The sequence below is a fragment of the Isoptericola sp. NPDC055881 genome, from assembly GCF_053615895.1.
In genome coordinates this window covers 1-22,464 of the sequence record NZ_JBSHCR010000022.1, presented here as the reverse complement: position 1 = coordinate 22,464, position 22,464 = coordinate 1, and the positions used below count along the sequence as shown (strand labels likewise).

General features: G+C 75.4%; 22 protein-coding genes. 14 read left to right on the top strand and 8 right to left on the bottom strand.

Annotated elements, in window-relative coordinates:
- Positions 1 to 21 precede the first annotated feature (21 nt).
- Together ACWGKI_RS08975 and ACWGKI_RS08970 are read right to left on the bottom strand one after the other, a co-directional pair.
- On the bottom strand, positions 22 to 573 hold the full coding sequence (locus ACWGKI_RS08975) for an RDD family protein (RefSeq protein ID WP_452186358.1): 552 nt from the start codon (positions 571 to 573) through the stop codon (positions 22 to 24).
- A 54-nt stretch (positions 574 to 627) separates the two neighbouring features.
- Positions 628 to 1,854, bottom strand: coding sequence for a PEP/pyruvate-binding domain-containing protein (locus ACWGKI_RS08970; protein WP_452186356.1), 1,227 nt, complete (start codon positions 1,852 to 1,854; stop codon positions 628 to 630).
- An 82-nt stretch (positions 1,855 to 1,936) separates the two neighbouring features.
- On the opposite strand from ACWGKI_RS08970, the gene ACWGKI_RS08965 reads away from it, so the two are divergent.
- Genes ACWGKI_RS08965 through ACWGKI_RS08955 form a run of 3 tightly spaced genes read left to right on the top strand, consistent with a single transcriptional unit; the run spans position 1,937 to position 3,933 of the window.
- Complete coding sequence (locus ACWGKI_RS08965; protein ID WP_452186354.1) at positions 1,937 to 2,392, top strand: DNA-binding protein; 456 nt, start codon at positions 1,937 to 1,939, stop codon at positions 2,390 to 2,392.
- Entirely contained in the window at positions 2,389 to 3,042 is a 654-nt protein-coding gene (locus ACWGKI_RS08960) for a transcriptional regulator (RefSeq protein ID WP_452186352.1), read from the top strand. Before ACWGKI_RS08965 ends, ACWGKI_RS08960 begins: the two co-directional genes overlap by 4 nt.
- A 12-nt stretch (positions 3,043 to 3,054) precedes the next feature.
- Positions 3,055 to 3,933, top strand: coding sequence for an alpha/beta fold hydrolase (locus tag ACWGKI_RS08955; protein ID WP_452186350.1), 879 nt, complete (start codon positions 3,055 to 3,057; stop codon positions 3,931 to 3,933).
- Positions 3,934 to 3,957: 24 nt separating this feature from the next.
- Here ACWGKI_RS08955 and ACWGKI_RS08950 read toward each other — a convergent pair whose 3' ends face one another.
- Positions 3,958 to 4,404, bottom strand: a complete 447-nt coding sequence (locus tag ACWGKI_RS08950) for a MarR family winged helix-turn-helix transcriptional regulator (RefSeq protein ID WP_380240406.1) — start codon at positions 4,402 to 4,404, stop codon at positions 3,958 to 3,960.
- 149 nt (positions 4,405 to 4,553) lie between these two features.
- Between ACWGKI_RS08950 and ACWGKI_RS08945 the strand changes: the two genes are divergently transcribed.
- From ACWGKI_RS08945 to ACWGKI_RS08935, 3 genes are all read left to right on the top strand, one after another.
- Positions 4,554 to 5,747, top strand: a complete 1,194-nt coding sequence (locus ACWGKI_RS08945) for an MFS transporter (RefSeq protein ID WP_452186348.1) — start codon at positions 4,554 to 4,556, stop codon at positions 5,745 to 5,747.
- A gap of 32 nt (positions 5,748 to 5,779) precedes the next feature.
- Positions 5,780 to 6,610 carry an aldo/keto reductase gene (locus ACWGKI_RS08940; RefSeq protein WP_452186346.1) on the top strand — a complete coding sequence of 277 codons (831 nt, stop codon included), beginning with the start codon at positions 5,780 to 5,782 and terminating at the stop codon, positions 6,608 to 6,610.
- Positions 6,611 to 6,693: 83 nt separating this feature from the next.
- Positions 6,694 to 7,446 carry an SDR family NAD(P)-dependent oxidoreductase gene (locus ACWGKI_RS08935; protein WP_452186344.1) on the top strand — a complete coding sequence of 251 codons (753 nt, stop codon included), beginning with the start codon at positions 6,694 to 6,696 and terminating at the stop codon, positions 7,444 to 7,446.
- Between the two features lie 18 nt (positions 7,447 to 7,464).
- Here the strand turns inward: ACWGKI_RS08935 and ACWGKI_RS08930 are convergent, their stop codons facing one another.
- Complete coding sequence (locus tag ACWGKI_RS08930; RefSeq protein WP_452186342.1) at positions 7,465 to 7,842, bottom strand: DMT family transporter; 378 nt, start codon at positions 7,840 to 7,842, stop codon at positions 7,465 to 7,467.
- Between the two features lies 1 nt (position 7,843).
- Positions 7,844 to 8,158, bottom strand: a complete 315-nt coding sequence (locus ACWGKI_RS08925; protein WP_380240396.1) for a DMT family transporter — start codon at positions 8,156 to 8,158, stop codon at positions 7,844 to 7,846.
- Between the two features lie 97 nt (positions 8,159 to 8,255).
- Between ACWGKI_RS08925 and ACWGKI_RS08920 the strand changes: the two genes are divergently transcribed.
- On the top strand, positions 8,256 to 8,831 hold the full coding sequence (locus ACWGKI_RS08920) for a TetR/AcrR family transcriptional regulator (protein ID WP_452186340.1): 576 nt from the start codon (positions 8,256 to 8,258) through the stop codon (positions 8,829 to 8,831).
- A gap of 33 nt (positions 8,832 to 8,864) precedes the next feature.
- On the opposite strand, the gene ACWGKI_RS08915 is transcribed toward ACWGKI_RS08920, so the two are convergent.
- Positions 8,865 to 9,830, bottom strand: coding sequence for a DUF5937 family protein (locus tag ACWGKI_RS08915; RefSeq protein WP_452186398.1), 966 nt, complete (start codon positions 9,828 to 9,830; stop codon positions 8,865 to 8,867).
- A gap of 112 nt (positions 9,831 to 9,942) precedes the next feature.
- On the opposite strand from ACWGKI_RS08915, the gene ACWGKI_RS08910 reads away from it, so the two are divergent.
- From ACWGKI_RS08910 to ACWGKI_RS08885, 6 genes are all read left to right on the top strand, one after another.
- On the top strand, positions 9,943 to 11,226 hold the full coding sequence (locus tag ACWGKI_RS08910; protein ID WP_452186338.1) for an MFS transporter: 1,284 nt from the start codon (positions 9,943 to 9,945) through the stop codon (positions 11,224 to 11,226).
- 266 nt (positions 11,227 to 11,492) lie between these two features.
- Positions 11,493 to 12,476, top strand: a complete 984-nt coding sequence (locus ACWGKI_RS08905; protein WP_452186336.1) for a CorA family divalent cation transporter — start codon at positions 11,493 to 11,495, stop codon at positions 12,474 to 12,476.
- An 84-nt stretch (positions 12,477 to 12,560) separates the two neighbouring features.
- Positions 12,561 to 13,286 (top strand): response regulator transcription factor, encoded by a 726-nt coding sequence (locus tag ACWGKI_RS08900; RefSeq protein ID WP_380240388.1) that lies wholly within the window; start codon positions 12,561 to 12,563, stop codon positions 13,284 to 13,286.
- A 6-nt stretch (positions 13,287 to 13,292) separates the two neighbouring features.
- Positions 13,293 to 14,708, top strand: a complete 1,416-nt coding sequence (locus tag ACWGKI_RS08895; protein ID WP_452186333.1) for an ATP-binding protein — start codon at positions 13,293 to 13,295, stop codon at positions 14,706 to 14,708.
- On the top strand, positions 14,705 to 15,685 hold the full coding sequence (locus tag ACWGKI_RS08890) for a TAXI family TRAP transporter solute-binding subunit (protein ID WP_452186331.1): 981 nt from the start codon (positions 14,705 to 14,707) through the stop codon (positions 15,683 to 15,685). The genes ACWGKI_RS08895 and ACWGKI_RS08890 overlap by 4 nt, the downstream gene beginning before the upstream one ends.
- Positions 15,686 to 15,758: 73 nt before the next feature.
- On the top strand, positions 15,759 to 16,361 hold the full coding sequence (locus ACWGKI_RS08885; RefSeq protein ID WP_452186329.1) for a gamma carbonic anhydrase family protein: 603 nt from the start codon (positions 15,759 to 15,761) through the stop codon (positions 16,359 to 16,361).
- A 49-nt stretch (positions 16,362 to 16,410) separates the two neighbouring features.
- Here ACWGKI_RS08885 and galE read toward each other — a convergent pair whose 3' ends face one another.
- Together galE and ACWGKI_RS08875 are read right to left on the bottom strand one after the other, a co-directional pair.
- Positions 16,411 to 17,511 (bottom strand): UDP-glucose 4-epimerase GalE, encoded by a 1,101-nt coding sequence (gene galE / locus ACWGKI_RS08880; protein ID WP_380240379.1) that lies wholly within the window; start codon positions 17,509 to 17,511, stop codon positions 16,411 to 16,413.
- A gap of 89 nt (positions 17,512 to 17,600) precedes the next feature.
- Positions 17,601 to 19,934 carry a HelD family protein gene (locus ACWGKI_RS08875; RefSeq protein ID WP_452186327.1) on the bottom strand — a complete coding sequence of 778 codons (2,334 nt, stop codon included), beginning with the start codon at positions 19,932 to 19,934 and terminating at the stop codon, positions 17,601 to 17,603.
- Between the two features lie 431 nt (positions 19,935 to 20,365).
- On the opposite strand from ACWGKI_RS08875, the gene ACWGKI_RS08870 reads away from it, so the two are divergent.
- Complete coding sequence (locus tag ACWGKI_RS08870) at positions 20,366 to 22,408, top strand: heavy metal translocating P-type ATPase (protein ID WP_452186396.1); 2,043 nt, start codon at positions 20,366 to 20,368, stop codon at positions 22,406 to 22,408.
- Positions 22,409 to 22,464: the final 56 nt, after the last annotated feature.

The following is a 22,464-nucleotide window of genomic DNA, read 5'->3' as shown; positions in this document are numbered from 1 at the left end:
CGCAGCCACGGCGCGCGGGAGTCACGGGCGGCCCGCAGGCGAGCCACGAGCGGGTGCGGCGGGGGAGCCGTGGTGCGGACGGCGACGGTACCGAGCAGCGAGTCGGCGAACGTGCGGCCCTCGCGGTGGAAGGCGGCACGGATGTAGCCGATCAGGAGGATCGCGTCGAGCACGCGCGAACCACCGCAGCGCCGTGCCCGGCAGCCCGATCGGGCGGCCGGACCGGTCGTCGACCACCGAGATGCCCGCGACCCGCTTGCCCGGTGTCATGCCCGTGTACGCCTGGAGCACGCCGAGCAGCAGCAACGTGCCCGCGGCCCACGCCGCGGTGGCGGCGTCGTCGGAAGGGCCGCCGCTGTCCCCCAGGCCGGGGAGCGCGGCCAGCCCCGTGTCGTCGCCGGTGGCGAGAAAGACGACCGACCCCACGACGGCGGAGTCCAGCAGCACGGCGAGCAGGCGCAGACCCCAGGCGGCTCGCGGCCGCTCGTCGGAGAAGAGGCCGAGGGCGTGCTCGATCGTCAGGGGCGGGTTCGGTGGTGCGGGCGGAGGCGCCACCGGTGCCGGCGAGGTCATGGCGGGATGTTTACACGGGCGAGCGTCCGCGTCCATGGCGTGCCCAGCCCCTGCTCAGCGGGCGGGGTGCGCGGTGACCGTGCCCGCGTCGCCGTCGACGGCGAGCGTCCCGCCGTCGCGCAGGACGTCGGTCGCGCCGAGCACGCCGAGGACCGCCGGGAGCCGCAGCTCGCGCGCGACGATCGCGGCGTGCGACAGCAGCCCGCCCGTCTCGGTGACGACGGCGGAGACGACGCCGAACAGGGGCGTCCACGCCGGGTCCGTCTCGCGACACACGAGCACGTCGCCAGCGCGGACCCTGCCGAAGTCCTCGGGCCCGCGTACCACGCGTGCGGGCCCGGTCGCTCGTCCACCGCTCGCCCCCACGCCCCGCACCACCGCGTCCCTGTCGCTGTGAGCGGGCATTTGGCCCTTGATTCGGCCTGGAACGGGGCCAAACGCCCGCCCACAACCAGCGGGCAGGGGGGCCGTGACGGGGCGGGCCTGCAGCAGCCAGACGGCGCCGTCGTCGTCCACCGCCCACTCCACGTCCTGCGGCCCGCCGAGCAGCGCGGCCGCGCGGTCGCCGAGCGCTGCGACGCGCAGCACCGTGGCGTCGTCGAGGCAGAGCCGGTCGCGGTGGGACGTGGGGACGTCGCGGACGGCGGTCCCGCCGGGGGAGCGGTCGACGCGGGTGCGCTTGGACCCCGGGTGCCGGTCCCGGAGGCCGCCGCCGTCGACCGTCCAGCGGTCGGGGTCCACCGCTCCGCGCACGACGCTCTCGCCCAGACCCCACGAGCCTTCGACCACCGTGCGCCCGCCGTCCGTGAACAGCACACCGGCGGCGCGGGCGTCGACCAGGCGCTGCACGAGGACCGCGACCTCGACGGCGGAGATCTCGCCCTGCCCGGCCGCGGTGCCCGTCCTCGTGCCCGCCGTCGCCCCGCGGTAGGCGGTGGCGCGCACGCTCGTCGCGGACGCGCGACAGGCCACGACCGCGGCCGCGACGGCGCGCGGGCCGACGACGCCGAGCACCGTCTCGTACTGTCCTGCCGCCGACGCGCGCGGCCCGTCCTCGTCCGTCGCCGAGGACCGCACCGCGACGGCGGCTCTCTCGGCCCCGGGCCCGGCGAGGTCGTCCAGCCCGGCGGCGACTGCGGCGGGCAGGTCGTGGTCCGGGACGCCGGCGGGCACCACGAAGCCCGCCGGCACCGGGAGGCCGGTCCGCCGCAGTGCACCGAGGGCGGCGGCCTTGCCTCCGTGCGCCGCGGTGGCGCCGTCGAGCGACACGACCGTCTCCACACCACACCTCCGCCCGGCGACATCAACAGAGCGTTGTCAACGCGGTGTTGACAACAGTGTGTTGATGGTGCACGGTCACGGGATGGAACGCAAGCCCCACGCCGAGGACTCCGGACATCGCTCCGGACACGGCTCGGACCAGGACGTTGCCGACGTCGAGGCGCGGGCCCGGCGCACGCTGCTCGACCTCGGCGGGGACGCGCTCGCCCGACGTCCGTGGCAGCCGGCCGGGGTTCCGCCGTCGGCGACGGACCTCGTCCGGCACTACCTGTGGCGCTCGGCTGCCGGTGGCCTCACCGCGGAGGAGGACGCCGCGGGGGCGCTCGCGGCCCTCGCGCTGGTGCCCGCCGCGCGGTCCGAGGCCGAGCAGCTCGAGACCGCGGCGCTCTTCACGGCGCGCGCCGCCGGGCACACCTGGGGCCGGATGGCGGGGGCGCTCGGGCTCGGCTCGCCGCAAGCCGTGCAGCAGCGGCTCGACCGGCTCGTCGCGCGGTCGGACGGTACGCACTGGACGCACGACGGCGGGGAGGCGGGATGAGCCGGCCGTCCGACCCCGAGCTCCTGGTCCTCCACGCCGTCCGGGTGCGGGGCGCCGCGGACGACGACGCGGTCGCCGCCCGCTCCGGGCTCGCCCTCGACGTCGTGCGCGAGACCCTGCTCGACCTGGAGGCGCTCGGCTGCCTGACCTGGTCGGAGTTCGCCGGCACGGGCGCCTGGTCGCTCACCGCCCGGGGTCGCGCCGAGGGCGAGCAGCGGCTCGCGGCCGAGCTGGCGGCGGACCCGTCGGGGCGCACGGAGGCCGTCGTGCGGGCGGCGCTCCCGACGTTCGACCCGCTCAACGCCCGCCTGCTGCGGGCGTGCACCGACTGGCAACTCCGACCGGCGGGGGACGGGCGCCTCGACGTCAACGACCACGGCGACGCCGCCTGGGACGCTCGCGTGCTCGACGCGCTCGGCACCGTGGTCGACGCCGCGCGGCCGCTGCTCGCCGGGCTTGCGGCCGAGCTCGACCGGTTCGCGGGGTACGACGAACGGCTCGACGACGCGCTCGCGGGCGCGCGTTCCGGCGACGGCGCGCGCGTGGCGGGGGTCGGGGCGGCCTCCGTCCACGGGGTGTGGATGGAGCTGCACGAGGACCTCCTCGCCACGGCCGGGGTGCCCCGAGGCGCGGGCATCCCGGAGCGCTGACACGATGCCCGCATGTTCGAGGGGTTCACCGAAGAGTTCGTCGACGTGGCCGACGCGCGCATCCTTGTGCGGCACGCCGGGGACGGCCGCCGCCCGGTGCTGCTGCTGCACGGCCACCCGCGCACGTCCGCGACGTGGCACCGCGTGGCGCCGCGGCTGCTGGAGGCCGGCTTCACGGTGGTGTGCGCCGACCTGCGGGGATATGGCCGTTCCGTCGGCCCGGAGCCCACGCGCGACCACGCGGCGCACTCGAAGCGTGCGGTCGCGCGCGACATGGTGCAGGTCATGGACCGACTGGGCCACGACCGTTTCGCCGTCGTCGGGCACGACCGCGGCAGCCTCGTCGCCCTGCGCCTGGCCTTCGACCACCCGGACCGGGTGAGCGCGTTCGGCGGCCTGGACTGCATCCCCGTGAGCGAGCACCTGGCCCGGGCCGACGCGAGGTTCGCGACCCTGTGGTGGCACTGGTTCTTCTTCGCCCAGCCGGAGACGCCCGAGCGGGTGATCAACGCCGACCCGGACGCCTGGTACCGCGGTGACCCCGAGGTGATGGGCCGCGAGAACCACGACGAGTGGCGGGCGGCCGTGCGTGACCCGCGCGTCGTGCGCGCGATGCTCGAGGACTACCGGGCCGGGCTGACCGTCGACGCCGACCACGAGCGGGCCGACCGCGCCGCGGGCCGCATGCTCACGATGCCTGTGCTCGTCCTCTGGTCGCTGCGGGACGACCTGGAGCAGCTGTACGGCGACCCTCGACTCATCTGGCACGACTGGGCGCACGACGTCCAGGGCCACGGCATCGACTCCGGGCACCACATGGCCGAGGAGGCGCCCGACGAGCTCGCCACCGCCCTGACCCGCTTCCTCGACGCGGCCACCCCTCTGGCCTGACGCGAAGCTGAGGTTCCGGGACGGCTACGCGACCGCGCCGGCGTGCAGGGACGCGGCGAGCGGGGCGATCTCCGGGATCTCGTCGGCGCGGGCGAGGGCGTCCTCCAGGGCGCGGTCGTGCGTCGGCCGCGCGGCGTCCAGCAGGTCGCGCCCGGCGGGAGTGAGCTCGGTGTAGATGCCGCGGCGGTCGTCGGCGCACAGGATGCGCGTGAGCAGGCCGCGGTCCTCCAGACGGGTCACCAGCCGGGTCGTGGCGCTGCTGGACAGCGCGGCGGCGCGGGCGAGCTGCTGCATCCGCATGTGCCAGCCGTCCTGGCGGCTCAGGGCGTCGAGCACGGTGAACTCCACCACGGAGAGCTGGTGGTCCTTCTGCAGCGCGCGCTCCAGGTCGGTCTCGATCAGCCCGTGCAGCGCGGCGAGCGTGCGCCAGCCGCGCGCGCGGATCTCGACGGCGTCGTCGGCGATTCCCATGTCGGCCTCCTCGGGGGCCTGGTGCCGGCCCGTTGCCCAGCCCCCAGCATAGCGCCTTGCGCGGATAGAAGGCGTGTGCAACTATCTAGAACGTTGCGCGTGCAACTAATGCACGCGCAACGTTCTCGTTCCCCACCCTGGAGGCCACGATGCCCGCCGCCCTGTACGCCCTCGCCCTCGGGGGCTTCGGCATCGGACTCACCGAGTTCGTCATCATGGGCCTGCTGCCGGAGGTTGCCGCCGACTTCGGCGTCACCGAGACGGTCGCGGGCTACCTCATCTCCGGTTACGCCCTCTCCGTCGCCGTCGGCGGCATCGCCCTGACCGCCGCGCTCTCCCGGGTGCCCCGCAAGCGGGCGCTCATGCTCCTGATGGTCCTGTTCATCGCCGGCAACCTGATCTCCGCCGTCGCGCCCACCTACGGGATGACGATGGCCGGCCGGGTCGTCGCCGCCCTGTGCCACGGCGCGTTCTTCGGCATCGGGGCGGTCGTCGCGGCCGACCTGGTGCCCGCGCACCGTCGCGCCGCCGCCGTCTCCGTCATGTTCGCCGGGCTCACCGTCGCCAACGTGGTGGGCGTCCCGCTCGGCACGTTCCTGGGCCAGGCGGCCGGCTGGCGCGCGACCTTCTGGGCCATCACCGTCATCGGCGTGCTCGGCCTGATCGGCATCGCGGTGCTCGTGCCGGCGACGTCGCACCGCAGCACCGGCTCCGTCCTGGCGGAGTTCCGCATCTTCCGCGACCGCCAGGTGTGGCTGTCCATGGCCGTCACCGTGCTCGGCTACGGCGGCATGTTCGGCGCGTTCAGCTACGTCGCCTTCACGCTCACGGAGGTCAGCGGCTTCAGCAGCGCCGCCGTGCCGTGGCTGCTCGTCGTCTTCGGCGTCGGCCTCTTCGCCGGCAACGTGCTGGGCGGCCGCGCCGCCGACCGTGACCTCGTCCGGACGCTCGTCACCGTCGTCGCCGTGCTCGCCGTCGTCCTCGTGCTCTTCGCGCTCACCGCGCAGAGCAAGGTCGCGACGGTCGTGTCGCTGCTCCTCATGGGCGGCTTCGGCTTCGCCACCGTGCCCGCGCTGCAGACGCGCATCATGCGCTTCACCGGCGCGGCCCCGACCCTCGGCTCGGGCGCCAACATCGCCGCCTTCAACGTCGGCAACGCCTTCGGCGCCTGGGCGGCCGGCCTCGCCCTCGCCGCGGGCGCCGGCTACACCTCGCCCCTCTGGGTCGGCGCCGCCGTCACCCTCGCCGGGCTCGGCGTCCTGCTGCTCGCCGTCCGCTCCCGCGGGGGCGAGCTCGCCCGGCCCCACCAGCCCGAGCCCGAGCGCGCGACCGTCGCCGCCTGACCCCTCGACCTCGCACCACCGAAAGGACCCTCATGACCACGCACGTCCCCTCCGTCACGCTCTCCGACGGCCGCACCATGCCCCAGCTGGGCTTCGGCGTCTTCCAGGTGCCCGACGCCGACACCACGGCTGCGGTCAGCACCGCGCTCGAGTCCGGCTGCCGCAGCATCGACACCGCCGCCGTGTACGGCAACGAGCGCGGCGTGGGCCGCGCGCTCGCCGAGTCGGGCGTCGCCCGCGACGAGCTGTTCGTCACCACCAAGCTGTGGGTCGACCGGCTGGGCCGGGCCGCCGCCCGCGAGGGCCTCGAGCAGAGCCTCGACAGGCTCGGCCTCGACCACGTGGACCTCTACCTGATCCACTGGCCGGCCCCCGCCACGGACGCCTACCTCGACGCCTGGCAGGGCCTGGAGGACCTGCGCGACGCGGGCCTCGCACGCTCGATCGGTGTCTCCAACTTCCTGCCCGAGCACCTCGACCGCATCACGGCGCTGGGCGGCGCCGTGCCCGTCGTCAACCAGGTGGAGCTGCACCCGGCGCTGCAGAACCGCGAGACCGTGGCCGCGAACGCCCGGCACGGCGCCGTCACCGAGGCGTGGAGCCCGCTGGCGCAGGGCGCCGTCCTGGGCGACGCGCCCGTGCTCGACGCCGCCCGCGCGCACGGGGTCACGCCCGCGCAGGTGGTGCTGCGCTGGCACCTGCAGCAGGGGCGCGTCGTCATCCCCAAGTCTGTGACGCCCGAGCGGATCGCCGCGAACCTCGACGTCTTCGGCTTCGACCTCACCGACGCCGAGCTCGCCGCCGTCGACGGGCTCGAGCGCGACGGCCGCACCGGCCCGCACCCGTCGGCCTTCCAGGGCTGAGTCGCCGCCCGACCGCTGCCGAACGAAGGCGCGGGGACGGGCGGCTAGCATCACAGCGAGAGTCGTCGCTTGCGGGAGGGTCCATGATCAGCAGTTCGGTCGCCGTCGTCACCGGAGCCAGCAGCGGGATCGGCGCGGCCAGCGCCCGCGCGCTCGCGGCAGCGGGGTTCCACGTCGTCCTGGGCGCGCGCCGCATGGACCGGCTCGAGGAGGTGGCCGCCGAGACCGGCGGCACCGCGCTCCCGCTCGACGTCACGGACGACGCGTCCGTCGAGGCCTTCGCGCGCGCGGTCGACGAGCGTCTGGGTCGCTGCGACCTGCTCGTCAACAACGCCGGCGGCGCGCTCGGGGCGGAGTCGGTGGCCGACGCCGACCTCGCCGACTGGCAGCGCATGTACGACATCAACGTGCTCGGCACCGTCCGGGTCACCAAGGCGCTCCTGCCGGAGCTGATCGAGAGCGGCGACGGCCAGGTCATCACCATCGGTTCCATCGCCGGCCGCGAGCCCTACAAGGGCGGGGCCGGGTACAACGCGGCGAAGCACGCCGAGGCGGCGCTGACCCGGGTGCTGCGCCTGGAGCTGCTCGGCCAGCCGGTGCGGGTCAGCGAGATCGACCCCGGCATGGTGCACACCGACTTCTCCCTGGTCCGGTTCAAGGGCGACCAGGAGCGCGCCGACGCCGTCTACGCCGGCGTCCAGCCGCTCACGGCCGAGGACGTCGCCGAGACGGTGGCGTGGATCGCCACGCGGCCCGCGCACGTGAACGTGGACCAGGTGCTGCTCATGCCGCGCGACCAGGCCGCGGCGCAGGTCGTGCACCGGCGCGAGGTCTGACGCCCTGGGACCGCGCCGTCAGTCCACCTGGTCCGCGGCGGCGCGGCGGGGCGGCGGGTCGCCCACCAGCTTGAGCCCGATGGCGCAGCCGATGATTCCGGCCAGGAACAGGACCTTGAGGGCCGACGCCGTCTCGGCGCCGCTGACCATCGCCCACGTGACCGTGAGCGCCGCGCCGATGCCGGTCCAGATGGCGTAGGCGGTGCCGATCGGGATGTGCCGGGCCGCGTGGCCGAGCCCGGCCATGCTCAGCGACAGCGCCGCGACGAAGAGGATCGTCGGGCCTGCCACGGTGAAACCGTGGCTGGCGTGCAGGGCGGTGGCCCACACGGCCTCCAGCACCGCGCTGGCCAGGAGGACGCCCCAGGCCACGCCGTTCGCGTTCCGTGCGCTCATGTCAGCTCACCACCTTGAGTCCGACGACCGACCCGACGAGGCCGACCAGCAGCAGCGCCCGCGCGACGGTCAGTCGCTCGTCGCCGCGCACGATGGCGACCAGCACGGTCAGGACCGCGCCGATGCCCACCCACACCGCGTACGCGGTGCCCACCTCGATGGTGAGCATCGCGTGCGCCAGCCCCCACATGCTCAGTGCCAGGCCGACGACGAACACCGCCGTCGGCACGGGGCGCCGGAACCCGTGGGAGGTGGCGAGCGCGGTGGCCCACACGGCCTCCATCACGCCGGCCAGGATCAGGATCAGCCAGTCCACGGCTCTCACAACCTCTCGATCGGGCACCCCGCTGTTTTCGCACGAGCGTGCGAACAAAGTTCTATCACATCTCGCACGACTGTGCGAACATGGGCTCGTGCCCCAGAGACTCGACCGCGACGAACGCCGGCGCCAGGTGTCCCAGGCCGCGTGGCGCGTCCTCGTGCGCGACGGCCTCGAGGCCCTGTCCGTGCGGAACGTCGCCGCCGAGGCCGGGCTGCCCCAGAGCTCGCTGCGCTACACGTTCCCGACCGTCGCCAGCGTGCGCGAGCGCGCCGTCTCCCTCGTCGTCGAGCGCCTGCGCGAGCGGGTGGACGCCGTCGACGTCGCCGCCCCCGGCGGGCCGCGAGCCGTGCTGGCGCAGCTGCTGCCGCTCGACGCCGAACGTCGTACCGAGATGGAGGTCTACCTGGCCCTCGGTACCGCGGCCATGACCGACCCCGGGCTGCGCGAGGGCCACCGCGCCGCGCAGGACGCCGTGCGCGACGTGTGCGCGGGTGCCCTCGCCGCCCTCGCCGGCGGGCCGGCCCCCGACGGCGCCGTCCGCGAGCTGCACGCGCTCGTCGACGGCCTGGCGCTGCACGTCGTGCGACAGGACCCCGACGCCGACCCTGGCTGGGCCCTCGACGTCCTGGACGCGCACCTGGCCCGGACGGCCCACGCCACCGCCTGAGACGCGCGGTCCTCGGGCCGGTGCCCGTGCCGGTCAGCGGGTCGTCCCGCCCACGAGGGCGTCGCCCACCTCGGACCGCAGGTACAGCACCGACCGGCCCGCCCGCGCCGAGGTCAGCAGGCCCGCGTCGCGCAGCACGCGCAGGTGCTGGTTCACGGCGCTCGTCGTGACGTCCAGGCGGCGGGCCAGCTCGGTGGACGACGCCGGCTGCTCAAGGACGGTGAGCAGCCCGGCGCGGGCCCTGCCCAGCACCGCCACCAGGGCGTCGCCGGCCACCGGCCGCTCCGCCTGCCAGAGCGTGCCCGTCCCGCGTGCGCCGTACATGATGGCGGGCGGCTCCTCGGGGTCGATCGGGCACGACGCCCCCCGCGTGAACAGCGTCGGCACCAGGGTGAGCCCGGCGCCCGTCGTGGAGCGCCGCCGCGCCGCCGCCAGCGAGGTGAGCTGGACGCTCACGACACCGTCGGCGAACGACACCCGCGGCGCCAGGTCCGCGAACATCGCGCCCGCGCCGCGCGCCGAGACCACCGTGCTGCGGTACACGACGTCGGCCTGCAGCACCGCCCGCATCCGCGGCCACACGGGCGCGAGGCAGGCGTCCCAGTAGGCCGTGAGCGCGGCGTCGATCCGGCGCCGCACCCGGGGGACCGGGCCCTGCAGCGCGGCAGGGAGGCCGCAGGGGTGCACCTGCGCGAGGTCGTGCGCCACCGTCGCGTCGTCGACGGCGGCCACCGCGGCCAGCTCGTCGTCGATGCGCGTCAGCGGGCTGCCGGGCCGCGGCGTGAGGTAGTCCGGCGTCCACAGCGACTCGTTGGTGAGCGCCAGCAGCATCTCGTCGTCGAGCGACGCCCGTGCCTCCTCGACCCGGCGCAGCCACGGCAGGTGCATGGGGTAGCGGCCCGGGTCGCGCCACGCCCGCAGCGACAGGACCAGCTCGTTCAGCGGCGAGACGGCGAACCGCACGTCCGCCAGGTCCATGCCCGCGAGCTCGTAGTGCATCCAGCCCACCGGTACCCCCCCTTCGTCGTGCCACCATCTCGCAGGCCGAGCATAGATGTAGCGCTGCACTACATCCGTTCTTCTGCCGCTGCGGGTGCCGCCTACTGGTGCCGTGCTGCAGACCCTCTTCCCGCGCAACCCCGTCGCGCGTGCCCTGACCCTGTCGACCATGGCGCTCGCCGCGTCGAACGGCGTGTTCTACACGGTGTCGGTGCTGTACTTCACGCGCGTCGTCGGGCTGTCCGCGGGGACGGTCGGCGTCGGGCTCGGGATCGCGGGCGGCGCGGGTGTCCTCGGGGCGTTCTTCGCCGGCCGCTGGTCCGACCGGGCCGGGGCGCACCGCGTCCAGGTGTGGGGCGTCGCGGCGCAGGCGCTGGCGCTGGCGGCCTACTCGTTCGCCGGCGACGCCGTGACCTTCACCGCCGTCGCGATCGTCGCGACCGCGGCGCGGGGCGTGCACTCCACTGCCCGCCAGGCGCTGCTCGCCCGCTGGTTCACCGGCCCCGAGCGCGTCGAGGTGCGGGCGCGGCTGCGCGTCGTCATGAACGTCTTCATCGGGCTGGGCACGCTCGCCGCGGGCGTCGCGCTGCTGCTCGACACGACGGCCGCCTACCGCACCGCGATGGTGGCCACGGCGGCGCTGCTGCTCGGCGCCGTCGTGCCGCTGGTCGCGCTGCCGCGTCGTGTGCCGGAACTGGCGGCGCGGCTCCTCGCCGACCCGTCCGCCTCGGGCGCCGACCAGGGCGACGAGGGTGCTGACGGCGAGGCGGGCCCGCCCGCGCGCCACCCGCTGCGCGACCGGACCTACGTCGCGAGCGTCGCGCTCAACGCCGTCGTGGCGATGCAGTTCGGTGTCATGACGGTCGGGGTGCCGCTGTGGGTCGCGAGCACCGACGCCCCGACCGCCGTCGTGTCCGCGCTGCTGGTCGTCAACACCGTGCTGGTCGCGCTGCTGCAGGTGCGCGCCTCGCGGGGCACGCACGACGTGCGGGGCGCGGGCCATGCGGTGCGCCGCGGCACCGTCCTGCTGGCCGGTGCGTGCGTCCTCTACGCGGCGGCCGGGTACGGCAGCCTCGTCGCGGCGACCGGCCTGCTGGTGCTGGCCGCCGTCGCGCACTCCCTCGGCGAGGTGGTGTCCGAGGCCGGCGGCTGGGGCATGGCCTTCGAGCTGGCCGACCCGCGCCGCGCCGGCGCCTACCAGGGGCTGTCGCAGACGGGCTACGCGCTCGCCGGGATGGCCGCGCCCGTCGTCGTCACCGCGCTGCCCATCCGGTACGGCACCCCTGGCTGGCTCGCCCTCGGCGCCATCTTCGTCGCTGCCGGGGCGGGCGCCGCGGCCGTCGCCGCCCGGGCCGCGTCCCCGGCCGCCGTCGAGCCGGTCCGCGTCGAGGTCTGAGCGTCGCGTCGGCAGTTCCGCTTCACGTCGGCAGCTCGGACTGCCGACGTGAACTGGAACTGCCGACATGGTCGGTCGACGCCGCGGGGTCCGTGGGCCCCGACCGCACCAGCTCGGCCGCCACGGCATCCCGGCTGCGTCAAGCGTGCCGCTGTCGCCAGGCCGGCAGTTCCGCTTCACCGCGGCAGTTCGGACTGCCGACGTGAACCCGAACTGCCGTCGCGTGCCCTCGCGCCGTTCGGCCCGGCTCGTCCGAGAATGCGGGGGTGACGGACGACGAGACACGGGCGACGGCGGGGCAGTGGTTCGTGGGGCCGCACGGCGCGCCGGTGGACGCCCCGGACGACGCGCACCCGGCGCGGTGGACCCAGGTGGCGGACAAGGACGAGTTCCTGGCGGCGGTGGAGGCGGTGGACCCGTCGCTGCGGGAGCGGCTCGCCGCGGTGCACGCCGCCGGGCGGCACGTGCCGCGGCGGCCGTTCGCCGCGGTGCGCTGGCTCGACGACGACTGGGTGGCCGTGTTCACCCCGACCGTCTGGTACACCGAGACCGACCGCCAGGTGCACACCGGCGAGCTCGGCGCCCTGGTCGGGCCGGGGCAGGTGCTGACGTTCGAGGTGGGCGACGCAGGGGTGCACGACCGTGCCCTCGACCGCCTGCGGGGCCCCGGCCCGGCGCACGGGGAGGGCGCGCAGCGCGTCGCGCTCGCCGTGCTCATGGCGATGGTGGGCGTCGCGTCGGAGGTCGAGGTGGCGCTCGGGGACGCCGTCGCCGAGACGGAGCGGATCGTCTTCGACCGCAGCGTGTCCGACCCGGTGCAGCGGCTGTACGACCTCAAGCGCGAGATCACCGAGGCACGCCGGTCCCTGCTGCCGTTCTCCGCGGAGCTGCCCGAGCTCACCGACGTCGGCAACTCCCGCCGTGCCGTCGCCGACCGTCGCACCCTGGAACGTGCCGCGTCGGCCGTCGAGCGCATCGACCGGCACCTCGACGCCCACGACGACCTGCTGTCCGACATGCTGCAGGTGCACCTGGCCCAGGTGTCGGTGCGGCAGAACGAGGACATGCGCAAGATCTCCGCGTGGGCGGCGATCCTCGTCTACCCCACGGTGGTCGCAGGCATCTACGGCATGAACTTCCGGAACATGCCGGAGCTGCACTGGCTGCTCGGCTACCCGTTCGCGCTGGCGCTCATGGTGGTGGGCTGCGTGGTGCTCTACCGGGCGTTCCGGCGCGTCGGCTGGCTCTGACGCGGCCGTCCTGGACCCGGTGGAGACGGCCCGCGGCCGGGCGCTAACCTGTGCGCTCCAGGCGCCCCACGGAGGGACGGTCCCGTGCAGCTGCTCGTGATCGAGGACGACGACCACGTCGCCGGCGCCCTCGTGTCCGTGCTCCGCAAGCACGGGTTCGAGGTGGTGCGGGCCCGCGACGGCGAGACCGGGCTGCGCGAGCTCGGCCCCCGCACGGACCTGGTGCTGCTCGACCTCACGCTGCCCGACCTGGACGGCTTCGAGGTGTGCCGCCGGATCCGCCGCGTCTCGGACACCCCCATCATCATGGTCACGGCCCGCACCCGCCTCGACGCGCGCATCCGCGGCCTGGAGCTGGGCGCCGACGACTACGTGACCAAGCCCTACGACGTGCGCGAGGTGCTCGCCCGGATCGACGCCGTGCTGCGCCGCGGTCGCGGCCGCGAGTGGGACGGCGGCCGGGCCGAGGCGCCCGACGCGCGCGTGCGGGTGCGGGGCGTGGTGGTCGACCTGGCACGACGGGAGGTGCGGCGGGCCGCGGGCACCGTCGTCGAGCTCACCCGCAAGGAGTTCGACCTGCTCGCGCTGCTCGTGCGCCAGCAGGGGTCGGTCCTCACGCGGGAGCGCATCCTGCGCGACGTGTGGGGGTCGAGCTGGAAGGGCCTCGGGCGCACCCTGGAGGTGCACGTCGCGTCGCTGCGCCGCAAGCTCGGCGAGCCCGACCTGGTCGAGACCGTCCGGGGCGTGGGCTACCGGGTGGCCGCGCCCGACGGCGGGGACCCGGCCGTGCCGCACGTCGTGGGGGCGTAGGCGCCGATGCGGACCCGGCTGGCGATCATCCTGTTCGTGCCCTGCGTCCTCGTGCTGGTGCTGCTCGGCGCCGCCTACTCCGGCAACGTGGCGCGGGCCAACCAGCAGGAGGTCTACCTGGACCGCCTCGCGGACGCCGGCTACCTCGTCATCACGGCCCGCCAGTCCCTCACCTCGGACGACCCGGCGATCGTCGCGGGCGACCTGCAGCGCTACCGCGACGTGTACGGGGTGGGCGCGACCGTCCTCGACCAGTCGGGAGCCGTGTGGGCGACCAACGGGCTCGACGTCGAGGACGTGGACGAGCGGCGCGCCGCCCTCGCCGGCCGCCGGGGCGAGGCCGTGCTCAGCACCCTGCCCTGGAAGGCGGACCGGGTCGTGGTGGCCGAGCCCGTGTACGACGGCGGGGACCTGGTCGGCGCGGTCGTCACCGTCTCGGAGGCGTCGTCGATCTCGCGCAGCATCTGGTCGAGCTGGGGCATCCTCGTCGCCGCGGGCCTCGCGATGTGCGTGCTCGCCGTCGCCGTCGCGCACCGCACCGCCGGCTGGGTGCTGCGCCCCGTGCGGGCGGTCGACGCCGCCATGGGCGAGATCGGCCGCGGGCGGCTCGACGCGCGCATCCCGCCGGCCACCGGGCCGCCCGAGCTGCGCGCCGTCGTCTCCCGGTTCAACGCCATGGCCGCGCAGGTGGAGCACTCCATGCGCCGGCAGCAGGAGTTCGCGTCCAACGCCTCGCACGAGCTGCGCAACCCGCTCAACGCGCTCATGCTGCGCGTCGAGGACCTGGCCCTGTCCACGCCACCCGGGCACGCCACCGAGGTGGCGCACGTCCGCGCCGAGGCCGTGCGCATGGCGCACATCCTCGACGCCCTGCTGCTGCTCGCCGACGACGCCAACCTGGCCGCCGCCGCGCACCCCGTGGACGTCGCAGAGCTCGTCGGACGGCGCGTCGAGAGCTGGCGGCTGATCGCCGTCGGCCGGCACCTGGCGTTCGACGCCGTCCCCGACGGGGCGTGGGCCGAGCTCAACGAGATCGTGCTCGAGTGCGCGTTCGACGCCGTCCTCGACAACGCCGTGAAGTTCTCGCCCGACGGCGGCCGGATCGACGTGACGGTCGCCGTCCGGCCAGACGGCGCAGACGACGCCGACGACACGGACGGCGCAGACGGCGCGGCGGGCACGGTCGAGGTCACGGTGCGCGACCACGGCGCAGGCGTGCCGCCCGACGAGCTGGAGCGGCTGGCCGAGCGGTTCTGGCGCTCGCCCGGGCACAGCACGGTGCGCGGTTCGGGCCTCGGCCTCGCCATCGCGTCGGAGCTGCTCGCCACGGGCGGCGGCAGCCTGCGCCTCGCCCTGCCCGACGGCGGCGGCTTCGAGGTGCGCCTGCGGATGCCGGCGCGCGCGGCCGCGGTGGTGTCGTGAGCGCGACCCGCCGACCCCTGCTCGCGGCGCTCGCGGCCGTGCTGCTGGTGCTGCCCCTGCTGACCGGGTGCCTCGGGGACGACGCCCCGGGCGACCCGTGGGACGGGCACCGGCCCGCCGCGCTGACCGTGGCGACCGGCGGCGCGACGGGGATCTACCACGCGTACGGCGTCGCCCTCGCGGGGGTGCTCGAGGACCGGTACGACCTGCCGGTCGAGGTCGACCAGACCGGCGGCTCGGTGGAGAACCTGCAGAGCCTCGACGCCGGCACGGCGCAGGTCGCGTTCAGCGCCGCCGACGCCGCCCTCGACGCCGTCGCCGGCGTCGGGGAGTTCGACGAGCCGCTCGACGTGCGCACGCTGGGGCGCGTCTACGACGACTTCGTGCACCTCGTGGTGCCGGCCGGGTCCGCCGTGCACGGCATCGCCGACCTCGAGGGCAGGCGGGTCTCGCTCGGCGCACCGCGGTCCGGCACGGCGCTCATCGCGCACCGGCTGCTCGCCGCGGCCGACCTGCCCGTCGACGCGATCACCGCCCGCAGCCTCGGCCTCGACGACTCGATCGCCGCCCTGCGGGCGGGAGAGATCGACGCGTTCTTCTGGTCCGGCGGCCTGCGCACCCCCGGCCTGACGGCGCTCGCGGACGTCGTGCCCGTGCGCCTCGTGCCCCTGGGCGACCTGGTCGAGAAGGTGCGCTCGCGATACGGCAGCGGCTACCGGCACGGCATCGTGCCGGAAGGGATGTACGGGTCGTCGAGGGCGGTCGAGACGCTCGCCGTGCCGAACTTCCTCATGGTGCGCGGCGACATGCCGGACGCCGTGGCGCACGCCCTGGTGTCCACGCTGTTCGACGCGCGGTCCGAGATCGCCACCCAGGTGCCGTCGGCGGCCAACCTCGACCGCGTGCGGGCGATCTTCACCGACCCGGTCGAGCTGCACCCCGGCGCGCTCCGGTACTACCGGGAGACGAAGGACTGACCGCACGAGTCGCGCGGCGCGGCGGGCGCGGCGGGCGCGTCGGCGTGACCGTTCGTGCTGCATGATCACGCGCATGCTCATCGAACACGAGGGTCGTTCGCCGTCGGTCCACCCCACGGCCTATGTCGCGCCCACGGCCACGTTGTGCGGGGACGTCCGGGTCGGGCCGGGCTGCCGGGTGCTGTTCGGGGCCGTGCTCAGCGCCGAGGGCGGGGCGGTGGAGCTCGGCGAGGACTGCATCGTGATGGAGAACGCTGTCCTGCGCGGGACCCGTCGTGATCCTCTGGTCCTGGGCCGGCAGGTCCTGGTCGGCCCGGGCTCCTCCCTGAGCGGCTGCTCGGTCGAGGACGAGGTGTTCCTGGCCACCGGGAGCCGGGTCTTCAACGGCGCGCGCATCGGTGCCCGCTCGGAGGTGCGCATCAACGGGATCGTGCACCTGCGCACGGCGCTGCCCGCCGACTCGCTGGTGCCGATCGGCTGGGTCGCCGTCGGGGACCCCGCCCAGGTCTTCCCTCCGCAGGAGCACGAGGCGATCTGGGCGGTGCAGAAGGACCTCGACTTCCCCGGCTTCGTCTTCGGGCTGGAGCGTCCGGCCGACGGCGAGAGCCTCATGCCGGGCATCTCGGAGCGGTTCGGCCGGGCCCTCGGCCGCCACCTCGGCGACCGCCAGGTCTGAGGCCGCCGCGCGACGACGACTACTGCGACGACGACTACTGCGACGACGACTACCAGGACGACGCGGCCGGGACGGCGGAGACGAGCCGCAGCCGGTGGCCCACGCCGCCGCGCCAGGGCGCGGACGGGGTGTGGGACGCGGGGTAGCCACCGGGGTTGCGCCGGTACCAGCGCCACAGGTCGAGGCAGATCTCCTCGATGCCGCGGCCGGCTCGCCAGCCCAGCTCGGCCTCCGCGCGGCCGGGGTCGGCGTACGACACGGCGACGTCGCCGGCCCGGCGGGCAGCGACCCGGTAGGGCACGGGGCGGCCCGTCGCGGTCTCGAACGCCCGGACGGCGTCGAGCACGCTGGTGGGCCGGCCGCTGCCGAGGTTCCACGTGGACAGCTGCTGCTCCGCGTCGTCGAGCGCGTCGAGCGCGGCGACGTGCCCGGCCGCGAGGTCGTCGACGTGCACGTAGTCGCGCATCGGCGTGCCGTCGGGCGTCGGGTGGTCGGCGCCATGCACCTCGAGCTGGTCCCGGACCCCCGCTGCGGTCTCGGCGATCGCGGTGAGCAGCCCCGCCGAGGCACCCGGCCGGTCGGGGCCGAGGGTCGCAGACGGGTGGGCGCCGGCGGCCGCGAAGTGACGCACGACGCCCACCCGCAGCGCGGGGCCGGCGTCGGCCGCGACGTCGCGCAGGATCTGCTCGTTCATCGCGTGGCTGCGCCCCACCGGTCCCGTGGGAGCGAGGGGCGCGTCCTCGCGGTGCGGCAGGTCACGGCCCTCGCCGTACACCGCGGCCGACGACGACACGACCAGGCGGGCGACGCCGTACCAGGCCATGCAGCGCAGCAGCGTGAAGGTGGTGCCGAGGTTGGTCTCGTAGCTGTCCAGCGGCCGCGTGCCGCGCGCCCCGCGCTTGATCCCGGCGAGGTGCAGCACGGCGTCGAAGCCCTCGGCGTCGAAGAGCCGCTCGAGCGCGTCGATGTCAGCAGCGTCGGAGGCGTGCACCGGGACCGGCCGGCCGGCAAGGGCCGCCACCCGCTCCAGCGCCGCGGGCGTGCCCCGGGAGAAGTCGTCCACCACGACGACGTCGTGCCCGGCCTCGAGCAGCCGGAGCACCGTGTGCGACCCGACGTACCCCGCGCCTCCGGTCACCAGGACGCGCATGGTGGTTCCTCGCTTCACAGCTCACGACAGGTGTCTCGCCCCGTCATCCTGCTGGCCCGCACGGTCGGCGCGCAGCGATTTGAGGAACGTCAGAGGGAGCCCACGACCACCTGCCCCAGCTCCTGCGTGCAACGGGTGAGGGCCACGTAGAGCCCGTTCCAGCCACGAGGCTCCGCCACGATGCCGTCCGGGTCCACGACCAGGGCCGCGTCCCACTCCAGGCCCTTCGCGTCCGTGGCCGAGAGCACGGGGACGCCGTCGGGCAGGGCGGCACGCAGCACGTCGAGCCGCCGCACCGGCGCGACCACCCCGACCGTGCCGCCGTCGTACCGCTCGCCGAGGCGGGCGGCGGCGTCGGCCACGGCGGTGGGCCACGCGTCGCCGGCGACCTCCAGACGCCAGGGGGCGACGGGCGCGGAGCGGACCGCGCGCGGCGGGTCGTTGCGGCTGCCGGCCTGCCGCAGCACGGGGCCGGTGAGCGCCATGACCTCGCGCGGGGTGCGGTAGCAGATGGTGAGGTCCGCGCGTCGCCAGCGGTCGCCGAGGGCGTCGCCCACCGCCTCGCCCCAGTCCGTCTGGCGGTGCGCGGACGACGCCTGGTCGATGTCGCCGACGGCCGTGACCGACCGGGTCGGGCAGCGGCGCACCACCATGTGCCACTGCATCCCGGAGAGCTCCTGCGCCTCGTCGACGACGACGTGGCCGTACGTCCAGTCGCGGCGCGCGGCCGCCCGGCCGGCGACGAAGACGCCGTCCTCGTCGTGCGCCGCGTCGCCTCCTGTGCGCACGGAGGCGTCGCCGTCGCGCTCGCCGAGCAGCTCGGCGAGCGCGTCGAGCAGCGGGACGTCGCTGCTCGCCCATCCGGCGTCGCCGCCCGCGGGCTCGGCGACCACGCGCGCCACCTCGTCCGGCGTGAGGTCCGGCGCGTGCGCGCGCAGCGTGCGCGGGTCGTGCAGCAGGGAGGCGAGCTCCGCCTCCGGGTCGCGGGGAGGCCACCAGGCGTCGAGGGCGGCGGCGACGCCGTCGTCGACGGCGACCCGCTCGCGCAGCGTCTCGAGGTCCGCGTCGGACAGGACGCCGTCGACGTCGGAGCCCGTGGCGCCGCTGTGCACGGCGCGGTCGTCCTTGGCCGCGAGCGCGGCGTCGAGCTGGCCGAGCACGTCCTCGAAGCCCTCCTCCGCGCGGGCGAGCAGCTCGGCCTGCCGGTCGGCGACGGCGTCGGTGAGCAGGTCGTGCACCCGGTCGACGACGCGGTCCCGGGTGCGGTGATAGGACCCGGCCCCCGCGGCGGCGCGCCGGGCGGCCGTGACCTGCGCCTCGGGCAGGACGTGCTCCTCACCGTCGAGCACCAGGGCGAGCGGGCCGTCCGCCGGCTCGAGGGACGCGACGAACCGGCGCAGCGCGGGCAGCCACGACGAGCGGCCCTTGATCTCCGCGACGTCTCGGTCCTCGGAGCGTGTCGGGCGCAGGCCCGGGACGAGGGTGTCGCACGTCGCCGAGACGACGGCCGTCTCGCCCAGCGCGGGCAGCACCTGGGCGATGTAGTCGAGGAACCGGGTCGACGGCCCCACGACCAGGACGCCGCGCTCCGCCAGGTGGGGGTGGGCGAACAGCAGGTACGCGACCCGGTGCAGCGCCACGACCGTCTTGCCCGTCCCGGGCCCGCCCTGCACCACGAGCGGCGTGCGGGCGTCCGCGCGCACCACGTCGTCCTGCTCGCGCTGCAGCGTCGCGACCGCCGTGCCCATGCGACCCGTGCGTCGCTCGTCGAGCGCGGCGAGGAGCGCGCCCTCGCCGACGAGGCCCGAGTCGTCCAGGCCGCCGTCGAGCGGCTCGTCGTCGACGCCCACCACCCGGCGCCCGTCGGTGCGCACGTGCCGGCGGCGGCGCAGGCCCTGCGGGTCCACCGGCGTGGCGGTGTAGAACGGCCGGGCCACGGCGGCGCGCCAGTCCACCACCAGCGGCTCGTCGTCCTCCGTCGCGCCGGGCAGGCCGACGCGGCCCAGGTGCCGCACCGACCCGTCGTCGCCGTCGATCCGGCCGAAGACGAGGCCGTGGTCTGCCTGGCGCAGCTCTGCGCGCCGTGATCGCAGCCGCGCGATCCGGGCGCGGGCGGCCGCGTCCTCCGGCCGGGCCGTGTGCAGCGCCGCGTCGAGGTCGTCGAGCACCGTGGCGCGCCGGGCCCACGCCGCGTCGAGCGTCGTCTGCTCCTCCGCGACGGCGTGGCTCGCGGCGTCGGGCACGGCGTCGGGAGCGGCATCGGGCGCGGGGGCGGTGTCGGTGGGGGTGTCGGGAGCGGTGTCGGCGTCGGGCGTGGTGTCGGCGTCGGGCGTGGTGTCGGCGTCGGGCGTGGTGTCGGCGTCGGGCGTGGTGTCGGCGTCGGGCGTGGTGTCGGCGGGATTCTGGGGGGCAGCCTGGGGCACGGGACCTCGATCTGGACGGCGGACGGGCCCTGGCCCAACGCCGGCCGCCGCGAGTTCGTTCCCGCCCGCGCCGTGTCGCCGAACAGGTGGTTGAGCACGTTCTGAGGCCATATTCCGTGCTCAACCGCCTGTTCGGCGCGCCGTGGCGGGGGTGGTCAGGCGTGGCGGAATACGTGGTGGGGGTATATGGTTCCGAGTGTTGAATACCCCCTAGGGGTATCAGATCGAGTCGCGAACCCTCCGGACGAGACGAGGATCGAACCGTGGACCACACCCCACCCGACCAGCACACCGGGCACCTCCGCCCCGACGACGCCGCGCGCGTGCTGGAGCACGGTCATCCCGACCACACCCAGCACGCCGAGCGCGCCGGGCACACCGACCACACCGGGCACGACGGCGCGGTCGGGGACGCCCACGCGGGTCACGACATGGCCGGCCATGGAGGCCACGGCGGACACGGCGGACACGGCGGTCACGGTGATCACGTGGCACAGTTCCGCCGGCTGTTCTGGATCATGCTGGCGCTCGCGGTGCCGACGGTCGCGCTGTCGCCGATGTTCGCGATGGTGCTCGGCTACGAGCTCCCCACCGCGCCGTGGGTCTCCTGGGTCTCGCCGGTGCTGGGCACGGTGATCTTCGCGTGGGGCGGCAAGCCGTTCCTCACGGGCGCGATGTCGGAGCTCCGGGCCCGCCGCCCCGGGATGATGCTGCTGATCGGGCTGGCGATCACGGTGGCGTTCGTCGCGTCGCTCGGCGCGAGCCTCGGCGTGCTCGACCACCAGCTCGACTTCTGGTGGGAGCTCGCCCTGCTGGTCGTGATCATGCTGCTCGGGCACTGGGTCGAGATGCGCTCGCTGGCGCAGACCACGTCCGCCCTCGACTCGCTGGCGGCGCTGCTGCCGGACGAGGCGGAGCGCGTCGAGGGTGACGGCGACGACCAGCGCGTCGTCATCGTCGCGCCGTCGGACCTGCGCGTGGGCGACGTCGTCCTCGTGCGACCGGGCGGCAGCGTCCCCGCGGACGGTCGCGTGGTGGACGGTCGCGCCGAGATGGACGAGTCGATGGTCACGGGGGAGTCGCGCGCCGTGGCCCGCACGACGGGCGACGCCGTCACGGCGGGCACGGTCGCGACCGACTCCAGCCTGCGGGTCGAGGTCGTCGCGACCGGCGACGACACGGCGCTGGCAGGCATCCAGCGCCTGGTCGCGGACGCGCAGGCGTCGTCGTCGCGGGCCCAGCGGCTGGCGGACCGCGCCGCCGGCTGGCTGTTCTGGTTCGCCCTGGGCGCCGCCGTCGTCACGGCAGTCGCGTGGACGGCGCTCGGGTTCCCGGACGACGCCGTCGTCCGCACCATCACCGTCCTCGTCATCGCCTGCCCGCACGCGCTGGGGCTCGCCATCCCGCTGGTCGTCTCCATCGCCACCGAGCGGGCCGCCCGCGGCGGGGTGCTGATCAAGGACCGCCTCGCGCTGGAGAGCATGCGCACCGTGGACGCCGTCCTCTTCGACAAGACCGGCACGCTCACCAAGGGCGAGCCGACCGTGGCGGCGGTGTCCACCTCCGGCGCCGACCTCGACGACGACGCCGTCCTGGCCCTGGCCGCTGCGGCCGAGGCGGACAGCGAGCACCCGCTCGCGCGGGCGATCGTCCGCGCCGCGGAGGCGCGCGGCCTCGACGTCCCCCGCGCGACGGACTTCTCGTCGTCGCCCGCGGTCGGCGTGGTCGCGACGGTCGGCGGCCACGAGGTCCGCGTCGGCGGGCCGCGCCTGCTCGAGGAGCAGGGGGTGAGCGAGGTCGCCGAGGCCGACGGGTGGCGCGGCGACGGCGCGATCATCCTGCACGTGCTGCGCGACGGCGTCGTCGTCGGCGGGCTGAAGCTCGCGGACGAGGTCCGGCCGGAGTCGGCGGAGGCGGTCGCGGCGCTGCACCGGCTCGGGGTGCAGGTCGTGATGATCACCGGCGACGCCGAGGCCGTGGCGCGGTCCGTGGCGGAGGAGCTCGGCGTCGACCGCTGGTTCGCGGGCGTGCGGCCCGGGGACAAGTCGGCGCGTGTCGCGGAGCTGCAGGCGGAGGACAGCAGGGTCGCGATGGTCGGGGACGGCGTCAACGACGCCCCGGCCCTCGCGCAGGCCGACGTCGGCATCGCGATCGGTGCCGGCACGGACGTCGCCATCGCGTCGGCGGGCGTCATCCTGGCCAGCGACGACCCCCGGTCGGTGCTGTCGGTGATCGAGCTGTCCCGGGCCGGGTACCGGAAGATGAAGCAGAACCTGTGGTGGGCGGCGGGCTACAACCTGCTGTCGGTGCCGCTGGCGGCGGGCGTGCTCGCACCGGTGGGGTTCGTGCTGCCGATGTCGGTCGGGGCGCTCCTGATGTCGCTGTCCACCGTGGTGGTGGCCCTCAACGCGCAGCTGCTGCGGCGCCTCGACCTGCGGCCCGACGTCGCGACCCGGGCGGTCCTGGGCCGCTGACCCCCGTCGCCGAACAGGTGGTTGTACACGTTCTGAGGTCTCAGAACGTGTACAAC